At 63.5% G+C, this 15935-nt stretch carries 11 protein-coding genes and 1 pseudogene; 8 read left to right on the top strand and 4 right to left on the bottom strand.

Going from position 1 to position 15935, the window contains the following annotated elements:
* Positions 1–12: 12 nt before the first annotated feature.
* Both QFZ88_RS28210 and QFZ88_RS28215 read left to right on the top strand, forming a co-directional pair.
* A complete protein-coding gene (locus QFZ88_RS28210) occupies positions 13–1764 on the top strand; it encodes an ATP-dependent helicase (protein WP_245317421.1) in 1752 nt (583 codons plus the stop codon).
* A gap of 259 nt (positions 1765–2023) precedes the next feature.
* Positions 2024–2863: a DUF3800 domain-containing protein gene (locus QFZ88_RS28215; protein ID WP_065996785.1), complete on the top strand. Its 840-nt coding sequence runs from the start codon at positions 2024–2026 to the stop codon at positions 2861–2863.
* Between the two features lie 115 nt (positions 2864–2978).
* Here the strand turns inward: QFZ88_RS28215 and arr are convergent.
* Both arr and QFZ88_RS28225 read right to left on the bottom strand, forming a co-directional pair.
* Positions 2979–3370: pseudogene (gene arr / locus QFZ88_RS28220) on the bottom strand (NAD(+)--rifampin ADP-ribosyltransferase).
* Between the two features lie 85 nt (positions 3371–3455).
* Positions 3456–4232, bottom strand: a complete 777-nt coding sequence (locus QFZ88_RS28225; RefSeq protein ID WP_065996971.1) for a phosphodiester glycosidase family protein — start codon at positions 4230–4232, stop codon at positions 3456–3458.
* Positions 4233–4452: 220 nt separating this feature from the next.
* Here QFZ88_RS28225 and QFZ88_RS28230 point away from each other — a divergent pair, with 220 nt between their 5' ends.
* A complete protein-coding gene (locus QFZ88_RS28230; RefSeq protein WP_245317419.1) occupies positions 4453–5283 on the top strand; it encodes a thermonuclease family protein in 831 nt (276 codons plus the stop codon).
* A gap of 586 nt (positions 5284–5869) precedes the next feature.
* Complete coding sequence (locus tag QFZ88_RS28235) at positions 5870–6346, top strand: transposase (protein ID WP_065996784.1); 477 nt, start codon at positions 5870–5872, stop codon at positions 6344–6346.
* Between the two features lie 74 nt (positions 6347–6420).
* Here the strand turns inward: QFZ88_RS28235 and dinB are convergent, their stop codons facing one another.
* Positions 6421–7557, bottom strand: coding sequence for a DNA polymerase IV (gene dinB, locus QFZ88_RS28240; protein WP_083237625.1), 1137 nt, complete (start codon positions 7555–7557; stop codon positions 6421–6423).
* A 212-nt stretch (positions 7558–7769) separates the two neighbouring features.
* Between dinB and QFZ88_RS28245 the strand changes: the two genes are divergently transcribed.
* Positions 7770–9860 carry an ATP-dependent helicase gene (locus tag QFZ88_RS28245; RefSeq protein ID WP_065996965.1) on the top strand — a complete coding sequence of 697 codons (2091 nt, stop codon included), beginning with the start codon at positions 7770–7772 and terminating at the stop codon, positions 9858–9860.
* Between the two features lie 21 nt (positions 9861–9881).
* Here the strand turns inward: QFZ88_RS28245 and QFZ88_RS28250 are convergent, their stop codons facing one another.
* Positions 9882–10253 carry a hypothetical protein gene (locus tag QFZ88_RS28250; protein ID WP_065996783.1) on the bottom strand — a complete coding sequence of 124 codons (372 nt, stop codon included), beginning with the start codon at positions 10251–10253 and terminating at the stop codon, positions 9882–9884.
* Positions 10254–10457: 204 nt separating this feature from the next.
* Between QFZ88_RS28250 and QFZ88_RS28255 the strand changes: the two genes are divergently transcribed.
* From QFZ88_RS28255 to QFZ88_RS28265, 3 genes are read left to right on the top strand one after another with little or no spacing between them, the layout of a single operon-like run.
* Entirely contained in the window at positions 10458–11225 is a 768-nt protein-coding gene (locus tag QFZ88_RS28255; protein ID WP_065996782.1) for an ImuA family protein, read from the top strand.
* Positions 11140–12663, top strand: a complete 1524-nt coding sequence (locus tag QFZ88_RS28260; protein WP_065996781.1) for a DUF6504 family protein — start codon at positions 11140–11142, stop codon at positions 12661–12663. The genes QFZ88_RS28255 and QFZ88_RS28260 overlap by 86 nt, the downstream gene beginning before the upstream one ends.
* Positions 12660–15932 carry an error-prone DNA polymerase gene (locus tag QFZ88_RS28265; protein WP_065996780.1) on the top strand — a complete coding sequence of 1091 codons (3273 nt, stop codon included), beginning with the start codon at positions 12660–12662 and terminating at the stop codon, positions 15930–15932. The genes QFZ88_RS28260 and QFZ88_RS28265 overlap by 4 nt, the downstream gene beginning before the upstream one ends.
* Positions 15933–15935: the final 3 nt, after the last annotated feature.

A 15935-nucleotide genomic window follows, 5' to 3' on the forward strand; every position in this document is an offset into this window, starting at 1 on the left:
CTACTTCAAGCCTTGGCTGAACTCAAGGGCAACCCGGAGCAGGCGGCCGCGGTCGTGGAGAAGGGTCATTGCGTGGTGCTCGCCGGCCCGGGAAGCGGCAAGACCAAGACGCTGACGACGGCGATGGCGCGCGCGCTGATCGAGGATATTCCTGATCCGCGCGGGGTCGCCTGCATTACCTACAACAACGACTGCGCGATTGAACTGGAAACCAGGCTCGCGCGCTTGGGGATCACCCCGGGCGACCGCGCCTTCATCGGCACCGTGCACAGTTTCGCGCTGAGCCAGGTTATCGGTCCCTACGCGCGTTGCGTGCCCATTGGGCTTCCGCCAGACTTCAAGGTCGCAAGCAAATCTCAGATGAAAGCTGCGGTCGAAACGGCCTACCAGAACTCGATCGGCAGTTACGGCAACCCGCACGACCGATGGAAGTTCGCTTCGGAAAAGCGCCTTCGCGATGTCGACCGCACGCGGCCCGAATGGCGGGGACACAATCCGGAGCTGGCGGATTTCATCGAAGCCTACGAGGTTGAGCTGCGCCGGCAAGGCTTGATCGACTTCGACGACATGCCCCTGATCGCCTATCGCATGATCAAGGCGAATGGCTGGATCCGCAACGCGCTTTGCGCTCGCTTTCCTGTGTTGTTTGTCGACGAATACCAGGATCTCGGTCACGCGCTGCATGAGCTCGTCCTGCTGCTCTGCTTCGGAGGAGGGATACGGCTCTTCGCGGTCGGCGACACCGACCAATCGATCTATGCCTTCGCCGGCGCCAATCCCGAACTGCTGGAAAGCCTGACACGCCGGCCCGATGTGCGGATTATCAGGCTTCGCTTCAATTACCGGTCGGGCGCGAAGATCATTCGGGCTTCGCTCGGCGCGCTTGGTGAGGAACGCGACTATCGCGGCATCGACGGCGCGCCCGACGGCGATCTGAGCTTCTGGCCGGTTCCCTATGGACACGACAACCAGGCTGACACGATTGCCGGCACAATCATTCCCAAGCTTGTGGAACAAGGATTCGAGCTTGGAACAATCGCGGTTCTTTATCGGGCCGCCTGGCTCGGCGACAAGGTGGCGGCCGCCCTGAAAGAGGCGGGGATCCCTTTTGTCCGGACCGACACGAATGCGCTGGTCAAGAGAAGCTCCCGGCTGGCGCGCTTCGTCGAGGAATGCGCTCGCTGGATCACCGGCGGCTGGCGCAATGCCGAACCGCCATACGCGCGGATGCTCTCGCAAGCGCTGACGCTGGTCTACGGGCGCCACGCCAGCGAACGCGAAGAGCAGGAGCTGTCCGCGCAACTCATGGGGTTCCTCAACGCCTCGCTCGCAACCGTCGAGACGACCCACGTCTGGCTCCAGCGCTTTTCTCGTGAACTTGTTACGCCGTGGCGCAAGATTGCGCGCAACTCCGAACAGGAATGGGACGTCTGTGCGGAAATGATCGCCAATACCGATCCGGCCCGAGACCTCGATCTTCCCTTGGCGCACTTCGCCGGGCGGGTCGAGGGATCGGGTCGCGTCAACCTTAGCACCCTGCATAGTGCCAAAGGCAGGGAGTTCGACGCAGTCATCATGTACGGCGTAAACGCTTCCGACTTTCCGAGCGCGCGTGATCAACAGACTCCCGCGAGCCTTCGTGAGGCCAGGCGCTTGTTCTATGTTGGGGTGACGCGTCCGAAAAAACACCTCAGCCTGGTTTTTCAGGAGCACCACCACTCACCATGGGTCTTCGAGCTGTACCAGCGAAGTCAGCAGAACTGACCTTCCTTTAACGAGCACGAACGTCTTGTCGTCGTTCTCGTCAATGTGGTGTTCGAACCGATATCCTACGTGATTTTACTGGCGCTGCTGCCTTCAGCACACAACTCGTGAGTTCGTCTCGAATAGCGCGGATCTATCGGCACTCGCAGGACGAATAACTTACCGCGCGTGGGGGATCGCTTAGGCAGGCGGCCCGCCTTAGGCTATACAAAGGTGCCGCCTATCTGTGCATTCCGATTCTCACCAGCGAATATCCAAAATGGCCGCAGCCGAAATCCACCTCTACATCGATGACACTGGTAGCCGCGACCCGGACAGGGAGCCACCGGTGAGGCGTCGTGACGAGATGGATTGCTTCGCGTTCGGTGGAATCCTCATCAGTGAGGAAGATATCGACGAGCTTTTCGCGAGCCACAAGGCGTTCTGCGACAGCCACAATATCAGCTATCCGCTGCATTCCTGGGCAATCCGGGGCGGGCGAGGAGATTTCGGGTGGTTGAAACACCCCGAAGCCGCATTCGCATTTCTCTCCGATCTCGAGCAGTTCCTGGTGAACTTGCCGATCGTCGGCATTGCCGCCGTCATCGACCGGCCCGGCTATGTCGCCCGGTACAAGGAAAAATTCCAGGACAGGCTCTGGTTGATGAGCAAGACGGCCTACAGCATCCTGATCGAGCGCGCGGCCAAGTTCGCGCGAAGCCGTGGCCGTAAGCTGCGCGTATTCTTCGAGCGCGCCGGCAAGGTCGAGGACAACGAACTGATCGGCTTTGCCCGCTCGCTGAAAAGGGACGGGATGCCATTCGACGAGAACAACTCCGCTGCCTACCAGTCCCTGACCGGCGCCGAGTTCAGGGAGATTGTCATGGGCGAGCCGCGCGGCCGGACCAAGGCCACGCCAATGATTCAGATCGCCGATCTTGTTCTCTATCCCATGGCGAAGGGCGGGTACGAACCAACTTATCGGCCTTACGTGGCCCTGATGGAGAACAAGCGGCTGATCGACGCCTTGCTCGAACCCGGCCAGCGCGCGAGCTTGGGGATCAAGTATAGCTGCTTCGAGCGTATAAATGACAAAGGCCCGGACGAACCGAGCCTTTGAAAAAGTGTCGGCTGGCGCCGAGCGCCAACCCCGGAGCGTTGCTCACGACGGTATTATGGTGTGGATTGGGTCGGTTTTCAAGGCTGGCCGTTGAGCTACTTGCTTCGCGTTCACGCTAGTCGATGATGACGGCGCGCCCCTCGGCCTTCAGGCGGGCAAGGCCATCTCGCGTAGCCGCTCCGGCGGGTGCCCTTGCCAGTTCGTCACCTCGGCGATGACGCGCAGAGGGTCAAGGGAGCGATAGGGCAGCGTCGGGTTGCCGGGGAATTTGTTGTCCGTCAGGTTGGGATCGTCCTCGACCGGCCCGGTTGGTTCCACGACATAAATCCGTCCTCGCCCACTGCCGGTAGCCAGCTCGGCGCCTCAGATCGCAGCATCCAGCGTGGCGGCGAAATAGACCCACGACAGCGACTTACCTTCGAGGAAATTGGACTGGCAGCCGACGACGATCAGACCTCCGGGTTTCAGATCGGCCGTGGTTCCATGGAAGAAGGATTGGGAAAACACGCCGCACTCGCTGACATAAACTCGCGCTTCCTTCCTCAGTTTCGTGAATTGCTCCGCCGGGCGGACGGTGTAGCTCCCACCGCCTTTATTCCAGGAGGCCGATGACGGGTCCGAATCCGCCGTGCCATGAGATGTCACTGCGGCCCAGGTTGGGATCGTAGAGCCCCACGCCGTTCCCGCCATCCAGGAACAGCGCATTGGGACAATTGAGGTGGTCGCGGAACAGGCGCGCGAAATCATGGAAATTGACAGCATCCTCGCTTATCGCGAAACGGACTGATCCGTCTTTGCAGACTCCGACGCCGCTTCGGTGGGTCCGATCCGTCGATCCGGCAATGAAGATGGGGTTCAGCTTGTTTTCGATGACGAGCATCGGGCCAGACTGGGTGGCGAACCGCGCCTTCAGTCGACGCTTCAGATAGTCGGCCGTCGGCAGGATGCCGGCACCGTCGTCATTCAGAAAGAACACCCCGTTCGGCTCCTTGAAGAAGTTGGGCACCTTTCCAGGAGGGCCATCCATCGTCTTCGTGCTGGCGGGTCGCAGTTCCTTGCCGTTTTCGACGTAGAGTCCGATCGGCGAGAAGTCGGTCCGATACATGCCGGCGTTCATGGCGAATAGCAGCATGCGGCCCTCGTCGGCGACCGCCTTGGCGATGGCCGGGAAGCGGCGATAGGGCTCGCCATGGGCGTCTTTCCAAAACAGCCGAAGGTCATCATGCCCCGGTGTCGCGGTGCAGATAATGAATTTTGCGTCTTCGAACGTTTGCTCCTCGCACGGACGTGCGGGACCAGGTTGCGCGGCTGCGAGGGATGCAGCGAGGAGAAGCGGGATAAGAGCCAGATTCCTTGAACGCAAAATCATCATCAAGAAGACCCGAGGCCAACGGCACAGACTGAAGGTGGCATGATCTCCGCCAGAAATGATCGGCGAATCCTTCGATGGCAACGGGTTTACCCTCAACTGTGTGGATATCATGCTCCTGACCCATGGTTTGACGGTCATTTGAATCGACGCGGAAAGGGCATGTTCAGCTATTTCTACTAGGTTACCCGTCGGGGGAATCAGGGGTATCGATCGGCCGATGGGCAACGTCGTCAGTTTCCAACGGCAGAAGCCAGACAGGGCAGGGGGCATTCCCACGATCCTCGCGGCCATGGGCGTCGCCAGCGCGGCTGGGTATTTCGGTCCGGGCCTGGTTGAGAAATTGCAGCCTCCTACCAGCATGCACCTTGTGGCCTCGAGCAGCATGGATACCATCGCCGGCCGGGCGTCGGTGATCGACGGTGACACCATCGAAATCCACGGCGAGCGGATCAGGTTCAATGGGATAGATGCCCCGGAATCGGCGCAGCTCTGCACGGACGCCGGCGGCCGGACATATCGCTGCGGCGCCAGATCGGCGGAGGCCCTTGCCGAATGGCTGGCGTCGTCGTCGCCAACGGCCTGCAAATTCGTCGAGCGCGACCAGTACGGCCGTTTCGTTGGCGACTGCACCCGGGCGGATGGTGCAAGCGTTCAGCGATGGCTCGTGCGCAACGGGCACGCAATGGACTGGCCGCGCTACTCGAACGGCATGTTTTCCAGGGAGCAATCCACCGCCAAAGCGGACAAAATCGGTATCTGGCAGGGACCTTTCCAGCCGCCATGGGAGTGGCGTGCCACGCAGCGCGAACGGTCCGACAGCTCGTCGACCATTTCTCTCGTGCCGTCGGCCGCGTCTTCTGCCGCCGCATCCGAGCAGTCGGGCGCGTGCAGCATCAAGGGCAACATCACTCGGAAGGGGGAGCGCATCTACCACGTCCCCGGCCAGAAATATTACACGCAGACGCGAATCTCGCCCGGCAAAGGCGAGCGATGGTTCTGTTCCGAACAGGAAGCCAGAGCAGCGGGCTGGCGCCGATCTCAGCAGTAAAGAAGCCAGGGGCCCCTTCGGCAAGCTGCGCATAACGTCCGGGCTAGAAGCACAACGCCCGCCGCGGGAGGAGGTGCGGCGGGCGTCATATAGATGGTCGACGATCGGGAGGAGGTGAAAGTCGACCGTATCCGTCAGTCTCTGGGAGGAGGTAGATCCCGACGAAATCGATAGATGTAAATCTAGCCGGTCGAAGCCGTCGCTCCAGCGCTGATTTCGCATGGCAGCGATGCGCATTGTGCATTGCAACATAGTCCGCTGACGCTCCTTTGGTTGAGATCTGGGGACGGGCCCGGCTCGGCTCTGGCGGCAAGACGCACATTGGGCCTATACGCAGACCGCGCAAATCGTATCGATTCAGGAAGAAGTCATGAGACGACAAACGCGTCCCTTCATTGTGGAGATGAAGCACAGGCGCGCTCCAACGAAGAAGCAATCGATCTAGGGCAATCTGAGTATTGCTGCGGTCGATACTGAAACAATGCGCGGTCTAGAAGGGGATACCCCGACTTCCGCGCCCCTGATTGACTCCAGCGCTGCGCCGATTGATGTTGCGGGCAACGATGACCAGGAAGTGGAGCACACTATGCCCGATCTGCCGGAAGCTGAAACCGTCGAGGCCGTTACTGAGGCTCCTGCAGCGGTAGAGGCCCCGGAACCGAAGAAAAAGGCTCCACGGCCAAAAAAGGCGAAGGCGACCTCCAAACCGCGGGTTACAAAGGAAGCCACAAAGCCTGCACTCAAGGCGGCGGAGGCTCCGCCTGCTCCGGCCCGCGCCAAGCGCAAGACCTATTCCGAGAAAGAGCGCGCACAAAAAGTTGGACAGATCAAGAAGGCGATCGGCAGCGGCGACAGCGTGAAAGTCGCCGTGGGCAAGGCGGAAATATCGGAACAGACGTATTATCAGTGGCTCAGGGCTTCACAGCCCGCGACGAAGGGTGGCGACTTCGATCTGGAGCGTTTGGCCGCCCTTGAGAAAGAAAACAAAGACTTGATGAAGCAGCTGGAAGAGCGGCTCCTTAAGCAGAATGCCGAACTGAAGCGTAAGCTTGGGATCAAATAGCCGGGCTGCTCCAGATCAAATTTTGAGAGCTTTGGATAGCCGGGTTACCTGCGTCGCCCGTCTCGCCTAGAGCGTTAATCTGCAAATAGCAGAAGCTGCCGATCGTCGTCGCTGCCGTTCCCATCAAGCGACGACAGCGTCACACCGATCAATCTGATGCCTTTTTCGGTGGGGAAGAGCGGCGCCATCAGGGCGGCCGCCACTCCCTCCAGGTCGATGACGCTCGCGATGAGACCACTCGCAGTCCGGCTGCGTGTGATCTGGTGGAAATCAGCGTACTTGACCTTCAGCGTCACCGTCCGGCCGCGAATCCCCTTGGCTTCGCAATAGCCCCAGACCTTTGAGGCAAGCGTCGAGAGTTCGGTTCGCGCCGTCCCAATGTCGAATATGTCGGTCGGGAACGTGTCTTCCGCCCCGACCGACTTGCGCGGCCGGTTCGGTTCGACCGGACGATCATCGATGCCGCGGGCAATCCTGTAGTACCACGTGCCCGACTTCCCAAAATGCTCCTGAAGGAATGACAGCGGCTTGTCACGGAGATCCACGCCGGTCGCGATCCCCAGACGCTCCATCTTGGCCGCCGTCGCCGGACCTACGCCATGGAACTTCTTGACGGGCAGGCTCGCCACGAAGTCCGGCCCCATCTTCGGCGTTATCACGGCCTGGCCGTTGGGCTTATTGAGATCGCTGGCCAGTTTCGCCAGGAACTTGCAGTACGAAATGCCAGCCGATGCGTTGAGGCCGGTCACTTCCTTGATGCGCGCGCGAATGATGGTAGCGATCTCCGTCGCGACGGCGATGTTCTGCTTGTTGATCGTAACGTCGAGATACGCCTCGTCCAGCGATAGCGGCTCGATCAAATCGGTATGCTCGGCAAAGATCTCGCGGATCTGCGCCGACACCGCCCGGTAGACGTCGAACCTCGGCTTGACGAAGATCAGTTCCGGACAGAGGCGCTTCGCGGTTGCTGAGGGCAGTGCCGATCGCACTCCGAAGGCGCGTGCCTCATAGCTTGCGGCCGCAACGACGCCGCGGGCGGCCGAGCCACCGACCGCGACCGGCTTTCCGCGCAGCTCCGGATTGTCCCGCTGTTCGACCGACGCGTAGAAGGCGTCCATGTCCACGTGCAAGACGCGGCGATGCAGGGGAGACGGGCCGTCCTGTCCCAGGGCTCCGCTGACGCCGATGCGGTGGTCCGTGTCTTCTATCATGGCGTCTTCATCGTCGCTGCATTGACCTTCTCGAGAAGATGGGCGGGAGCCGGTGGTATTCCAAATCACCGGCCCCGCCGGGGCTGGGGAATATTATTGCAGCTGTCCCCTACCGCAAATGTCAGGAGGCTTTCCCTTGGGCGGGACATCGCGGCAGGATGACCGGGCCGATCCTTGTTGCGAACGAAACGGAAACACGATTCATTCGCGCAATGAACCTCGCTGTCCTTGATTCGACCGTGGCCGCCGCGGCGCCAGACGACTACCTTGCCGGCCTCAACACCGAGCAACGATCGGCGGTGGTCCACGGCGAAGGCTCGGCCGCGGAGCCCCTGCTGATTATCGCAGGAGCCGGGTCGGGCAAGACCAATACCTTGGCGCACAGGGTCGCGCACCTGATCGTGAACGGTGCCGATCCTCGACGAATCCTTCTCATGACTTTTTCGCGCCGGGCCGCGGCGGAGATGACGCGCCGTGTCGAGCGCATCGCAGCCATGGTGCTCGGCGACAAGGCGTCGATCATGACCGAGGGACTCACCTGGGCAGGCACGTTCCATGCGATCGGAGCCCGGCTGCTGCGCGATCATGCGCTCGAAATCGGTCTCGACCCGGCCTTTACGATCCACGACCGGGAAGATTCGGCCGACCTGATGAACCTGGTACGGCACGAACTCGGCCTGTCCAAGACCGAGAGCAGATTTCCCGCCAAAGGCACCTGCCTTGCGATCTACTCGCGGGCGGTCAACGCGCAGGCCGAACTGGAAGCCGTGCTCGCCAAATCCTTCCCTTGGTGCATAGGCTGGGCCGAGGAGCTGAAAACCCTGTTCGGCGCCTATGTCGAAGCCAAGCAGGCGCAGAACGTCCTCGACTACGATGACCTTCTGTTGTGGTGGGCGCAGATGTGCGCGGAGCCGGCAATCGTGGAACAGCTCCGCTCGCGCTTCGACCACATCCTTGTCGACGAATACCAGGACACCAACCGGCTGCAGGCGACCATCCTGACGGCGCTCAAGCCTGACGGCCGGGGGCTGACTGTCGTCGGCGACGACGCGCAGTCGATCTATTCCTTCCGCGCCGCCGAGGTTCGCAATATCCTGGATTTTCCAGGGCTGTTTCCGGAGCCTGCCCGTATCGTCACGCTTGACCGCAACTACCGGTCCACGAACACCGTGCTGGACGCGGCGAACGCGGTCATCGGCGAGGCGGCCGACCGCTTCATCAAGAACCTCTGGACCGAGCGGCGTTCCGCGGAAAAGCCGTTGCTGGTGACCGTGCGCGACGACGCGGAACAGGCGAACTATGTGTGCGACAAGGTGCTGGAGGAGCGGGAGAGCGGGACGAGGCTCCGGGCGCAGGCGGTTCTCTTCCGCGCCTCGCATCATTCCGGCCCTCTGGAAGTCGAGCTGACGCGCCGCAACATCCCGTTCGTCAAATTCGGCGGGTTGAAATTTCTCGATTCCGCGCATGTGAAAGACGTGCTGGCGCTTCTGCGCTTCGCGGAAAACCCGCGTGATCGCGTGGCCGGCTTTCGCGTGCTTCAGCTCTTGCCCGGCATCGGCCCATCCGCCGCGGGTGCTGCGATCGAGGCGATGGAGCGCGCGCTCGATCCGGTCCTCGGGCTTCAGTTCTTCAAGGTGCCGGCAAGGGCGGACGAGGATTGGCCCCCCTTCGTCGACCTGTTCTCGGCGCTGCGCACACGGTCGACCTGGCCGGCGGATCTCGAACGTGTGCGGCTGTGGTACGAGCCGCACCTCGAGCGTGTCCACGAGGACGCCGCCGCGCGCCGCGCAGACCTTCTCCAACTCGAACAGATTGCGGCCGGCTATCCCTCGCGCGAGCGCTTTTTGACCGACCTGACGCTGGACCCGCCTGACGCCACGAGCGGAGATGCAGGCCCGCCGCACCTCGACGAGGACTATCTCATCCTGTCCACGATCCATTCTGCCAAGGGCCAGGAGTGGACGAAGGTGTTCCTGCTCAACACCGTCGACGGCTGTATTCCGATCGACCTGGCGGTCGGCGAGCGCGACGATCTCGAAGAGGAACGCCGGCTGCTCTATGTCGCCATGACGCGGGCAAAGGATTCGCTGCATCTGGTCACCCCGCAGCGCTTCTATGTCAGCGGGCAGTCGGCATGGGGAGACCGGCATGTCTACGCATCGCGCACGCGGTTTATTCCAGACCACATCCTCGACCGCTTCGAACAGATTTCCTGGCCGCCGCCATCGGCCGCGCCCGGCAGGGCACCGCAGCCCGAGGTCCGGATAGATCTCAAGACGAAGATGCGCGGGATGTGGCGATAGCGCTGTCCCGGTATTCGGCCGTCATGCGGCCATGCGCCCGGCGTGACAGTCGATCTCGACGCAGCCGGCGGTGCTGCGCGCATTGATCGCCTTGCTGTCGGCGAAACCATGAAGGGCGATCGCCGCCAGATCGTCGCCGGCGCGGATCGGCCGGGACCACCAGCCGTCGCGATATCGCCATCCCGCCCGGATCACAGCTTCAGCGTCCTTGCTGTCGGGACGCAGATTGGCGGCCGCGTGAACGATGCGCGCCTCTGGCGACCTTTTCCTGAGCAGCGCGCGGCCTTCCGCTAGCGCAGCCTGCCGGTCGTCTGCCAGTACGAGCTGATGGAAATAGTGCCGCGATCGCTTCAGCGGCGTGAGATACGCGATCCTGACCTGAAAAGCCGCCATACCCGTTCTCGTTTTCTGTCTCTTATTGAGATTGGAATCGGACGCAAAATTACAAGACCGGACGGTTCCGGCCGTTTCTCTCGACGCGCACGACGCCGCGGTTCCGCTGCGGCATCCATCCCGATCCAACGAGTCCGTTGACTCTTTGTCAGGATGAGAACAAACATAGAACATATCACGGACAGAACAGCTTTCAAGGGATAGATGCGTGCCTCGGCGCCCCATTCTTCAGCGATTGTCGAACTTCGAGAGCGGATTGCCCGCCTCGAAGGACGGTCCAGGCGCGCCAAATCGGTGCTTCCGTTCGGAATTCGCGAAATCGATTCGCGGCTTCCGGGGGGCGGACTGGCACGCGGGGCGCTGCATGAAGTCGCCGGCGGCGGCAACGGCGCGATCGACGGCGCGGCGGCAGCGCTGTTCGCGGCCGGGATCGCCGGGCGCACGACCGGAAAGACCCTCTGGTGCATCGCCAAGCCGGACCTGTTCGCTCCGGCGCTGGCGCATGCCGGCCTTGCGCCGGATCGCGTCGTCTATGTCGAGGCCGGCGACGACAAGGCCATTCTGGCCTGCATGGAGGAAGGCCTTCGCCATGGCGGGCTCGGCGCTGTCGTCGGCGAGGTCGCCCGATTGCCGATGACCGCCTCGCGCCGGCTTCAGCTTGCGGCCGAAGGCACCGGATCGATCGGCATCGCGCTGCGCCGCTGGCGCCGGCACAGCGATGCGTCCGACTTCGGCGCGCCGACCGCCGCCATGACGCGTTGGCGCGTCTCCGTCCTTCCGTCCGAGGTGCTGCCGGTTCCGGGCGTCGGCCGCCACAGATGGCTTGTTGAGTTGATCCACGCCAAGGGCGGCGTGGATAGTGCTGATATCGAGTTGGAGGCTTGCGATGAGACGGGTCGTCTCGCTCTTCCTGCCGGACTGGTCCACGGATCGGCTGCGGCGGATGGCTGGCGACGCGGCGCCTCCGGCTGAGGCGCCGCTCGTGATGATCGGCCGGGACGGCAACAGGCGGGTGGTCACGGCAGCGGACGCCGTCGCCCGAGCGGTCGGGCTGCGCCCCGGCATGCCCGCGACCGAGGCCCAGATCCTGATCCCCGGCCTGATCACAGTGGATGCCGATCCGGTCGCGGATGCCGAGGCGCTGGAACGGCTGGCATTGTGGGTGCTCCAGCGCATCTCGCCGATCGTCGCGGCCGATCCGCCGGATGGCATCGTGATCGACTCGACCGGCGCCGACCATCTCCATGACGGCGAAGCGACCATGATCGAAACCCTGATCGGCCGGCTCGCCATGTCGGGCGTCACCGCACGCGCCGCGGTGGCGGACACCTGGGGCGCGGCCCATGCGCTCGCCCGGTTCGCCGCCGAGCCCTCTATCATCGCGCCGCCGGGACATGGTGCTGTCGTGCTCGATCCCCTGCCGCTCGCGGCTCTGCGCCTGCCGCCTGGAATGGCGGCCGATCTCCGGGTTCTCGGCTTCGAACGCGTGCGTGATCTTCTGGCCCAGCCGCGCGCGCCATTGACGCTGCGCTTCGGCCCCGAGTTCGCGCGCCGGCTCAATCAGGCGCTTGGCGACGTGGCCGAACCGATCGAGCCGATCCGACCGCCCGACCTGATCGAGGTGCGGCGGGCTTTCGCGGAACCCATCGGCGCTGCCGAGACGATCGCCCGTTACATCGGCAAGCTCACCGACCAGCTCTGCGCCGCGCTGGAGGCAAAGGGTCTCGGCGCGCGCCGTCTCGATCTTCTCTGCCATCGCGTCGACGCACGCGTCGAAGCCGTCCGCGTCGGTATGGCGCAGCCGGTGCGCGATGCCCGGCGCCTGTCCCGTCTTCTGTGCGACCAGATTGAGAAGATCGATCCGGGCTTCGGCATCGAGCTCATGGCGCTGGCCGCCACCACAGCCGAGCCGTTGCAACGCCGGCAGATGGCGAGCGACCTCATAGAGATCGCAATACCGGATATCTCCGACCTCGTGGACACGCTGGCCAACCGCGTCGGCGAGCGGGCGATCTACCGGGTGGCCCCTGTCGCCAGCGACGTGCCCGAGCGATCGGTCTGCCGTATCCCGGCGCTGTCGCCCGACACCGGCACGGCCTGGCCAAGCCATTGGCCGCGGCCGGCGCGTCTATTTGCCCATCCGGAGCGCATCGAGGCGATCGCCCTCTTGCCGGATCATCCGCCGGCGAGCTTCACCTGGCGGGGCGTGCGCCGCCGCGTGAAGCGGGCGGACGGTCCCGAGCGCGTCCATGCGGAGTGGTGGAAGCGCGATGCCGAGCTTGCCGCCATCCGCGATTATTTCCGGGTCGAGGACCAGGCCGGCGAACGCTACTGGATTTACCGCGCCGGCAATGGCGAGGACCCTGAGACCGGTTCGCATCTCTGGTTTCTGCATGGGGTGTTCGGATGAGCGAGCCCCGCTACGCCGAGCTTCAGGTCACCACGCATTTCAGCTTCCTGCGTGGCGCGTCCTCCTGCGAGGAGCTGTTCGCGCGCGCAGCCGAACTCGGCATCGAGGCGCTGGCCGTGGTCGACCGCAATTCGCTCGCCGGCATCGTGCGTGCCCATGAAGCCGCGAAGGCGACCGGCGTACGGCTTGTCGTCGGATGCCGGCTCGATCTCGCCGATGCGCCGCCGATCCTCGTCTATCCCACCGATCGCCCGGCCTATTCTCGGCTTTGCCGTCTACTATCACTCGGAAAGCAGCGCGCCGGAAAGGCAAAGTGCGATCTGCGCTGGGCCGATCTCGTCGCCTATGGCGAAGGCCTGATCGCCGTGCTCGTACCCGACATGGCGGACGAGGATTGCGGATTCCATCTGCGCCGGCTGCGCGACGCCTTCGGTGACCGTGCCTACATGGCGCTGACGTTGCGGCGTCGGCCGAACGACCAGCTCCGACTCCACGAATTGTCCAACCTCGCGGCGCACATGCGCGTGGCGACCGTCATCACCAACGACATCCTTTTCCACGAGCCCAGCCAGCGCGTCCTGCAGGACGTGGTGACCTGTATCCACCATGGCGTCACCATCGACGACCTCGGCGAGCGGCGCGAGCGCCATGCCGATCGCTATCTGAAACCGCCGGCCGAGATGCACCGCCTGTTCGCGCGCTATCCCGAAGCGCTCGCCCGCGCGCTGGAGATCGTGCGGCGCTGCGCCTTCTCCATGGACGAGCTACGCTACCAATATCCGGAGGAGCGCGACGATCCCTCGCTCACCCCGCAGCAGACGCTTGAAAAACTGACCTGGGAAGGTGCTGAGCGGCGTTACCCGGAGGGTGTGCCGGACAATGTCGTCGCCTCGCTCAAGCACGAGCTGGCGCTGATCGCCAAGCTCGACTACGCGCCATACTTCCTGACGGTCAATTCCATCGTGCGCTTCGCCCGCTCGCGCGACATTCTCTGCCAGGGGCGCGGCTCGGCCGCCAATTCGGCGGTCTGCTACGTGCTCGGCATCACCAGCATCGACCCCGGACGAAACGATCTCTTGTTCGAGCGGTTCATTTCGGAAGAACGGCGCGAGCCGCCGGACATCGACGTGGATTTCGAGCATGAGCGGCGCGAGATCGTCATGCAGTGGGTGTTCGACACTTACGGCCGCGACCGCGCAGCACTCTGTTCGACCGTCATCCGTTACCGCACCAAGGGGGCGCTACGGGATGTCGGCAAAGCGCTTGGGTTGCCAGAGGATTTGATCTCGACACTCTCCGGCCAGGTCTGGGGCTGGTCGGAAGAGGGCGTGTCGAAAGGCCAGGTCGAGCAGCTCAATCTCAACACGGCCGACCGGCGCTTGCGCCTGACCCTCGACCTTGCCCGGCAGCTCATGGGCGCGCCCCGGCATCTCAGCCAGCATCCGGGCGGCTTCGTCCTCACCCACGACCGGCTGGATGACCTCGTGCCGATCGAGCCGGCGGCGATGGAAAACCGCCAGGTGGTGGAATGGGACAAGGACGATATCGACGCGCTGCGCTTCATGAAGGTCGACATTTTGGCATTGGGGATGTTGACCTGCATGAAGAAGGGCCTCGACCTTCTGGCCGAGCACAAGGGCGCCAATCTCGACCTTGCGACGATCCCGCCGGAGGACCCGCGCACCTACGCGATGATCCGAAAGGCGGACACGCTCGGCACATTCCAGATCGAAAGTCGAGCGCAGATGTCGATGCTGCCGCGCCTCAAACCTCGAACCTACTACGACCTCGTCGTACAGGTCGCGATCGTGCGGCCCGGCCCTATCCAGGGAGACATGGTGCACCCGTATCTGCGCCGCCGCGAAGGGTTGGAACCGGTCCACTATCCCAAGCCGGAACTCGAAAGGGTGTTGGGCAAAACGCTGGGGGTGCCCTTATTCCAGGAGCAGGCCATGCAGGTCGCGATCAGCTGCGCGGGCTTCACGCCCGGAGAAGCGGACATGCTGCGCAAGTCGATGGCCACGTTTAAACACAGCGGCGGCGTCAGCGCCTTCAAGGCCAAGCTTATCGACGGCATGGTCGCCAACGGCTACGAGCGCGATTTCGCGGAAGCCACCTTCCGGCAGTTGGAGGGGTTCGGCAGCTACGGATTTCCGGAAAGCCACGCAGCCTCCTTTGCCTTGATCGCCTACGCTTCCGCCTGGCTCAAATGTTGGCACCCCGACGCATTCGCCGCAGCACTTCTCAACTCCCAGCCGATGGGTTTCTACGCGCCCGCCCAGATCGTCCGCGACGCCCGCGATCACGGCGTCGAGATACGGCCCGTCTGCGCCAACGCCTCCCGATGGGATTGTACGCTCGAACCCCCCGACGACGAAGACCGCTTCGCCGTTCGCCTGGGCTTTCGCATGGTCAAGGGCCTTGCCAATCAGCATGCTGCATCGATCGTCGGCGCGCGCGCCGATCTGCCCTTCGCGTCGGTCGACGATCTCTGGCGCCGCGCCGGCGTACCGCAGGCAGCGCTCGTCCAGCTCGCCGAGGCCGACGCCTTCCGGCCGGCTTTCGGCCTGGCACGGCGCGAAGCGCTCTGGGCCATACGCGGCCTGCGTGACGCCCCGCTGCCACTGTTCGCGGCCGCGACGGCGCGCGAGGAAGCAATCGTGCCGGAGATCGCCGAGCCGGCCGTCTCGCTGCGCCCGATGACGGCCGGTAGCGAGGTGGTGGAGGATTACGGCCATGTCGGGCTGTCGCTTCGATCGCATCCGGTTTCGTTCCTGCGCGAGGACCTGCGCCGCCGTCGCATCGTCTCTTGCGCCGAGGCCATGGACGCCCGTGACGGCCGCTGGCTGGAAGCCGCCGGCATCGTGCTTGTCCGCCAGCGGCCGGGTAGTGCGAAAGGCGTCCTGTTTGTGACGCTCGAGGATGAGACGGGCATCGCCAACCTTGTCGTCTGGCCGAAGGTGTTCGATGCCAATCGCCGCACGCTGCTGTCGGCAGGTATGCTCGGCGTGCGCGGCCGTATCCAGCGCGAGGGTGCCGTCGTGCATCTGGTCGCGCAGAAGATCACCGACCTGTCGGCCGAGCTCGCGAGCGTCGGCAGTCGCGACGCCGCCTTTCCGTTGCCGCATGGTCGCGGCGACGAATTCCATCATGGATCGCCGTCGCCCGATCCGCGCGGCCTGCCGCCAAGATCGTTCCAAAGCCGCAATTTGACGGACGGATACGGCCACATCCGTCAGATAGCCGTGAAGGGCAGGAATTTCAGATGAAAC

The sequence above is a fragment of the Mesorhizobium sp. YL-MeA3-2017 genome (assembly GCF_030814575.1).
Taxonomy (GTDB): Bacteria; Pseudomonadota; Alphaproteobacteria; order Rhizobiales; family Rhizobiaceae; genus Mesorhizobium; species Mesorhizobium terrae.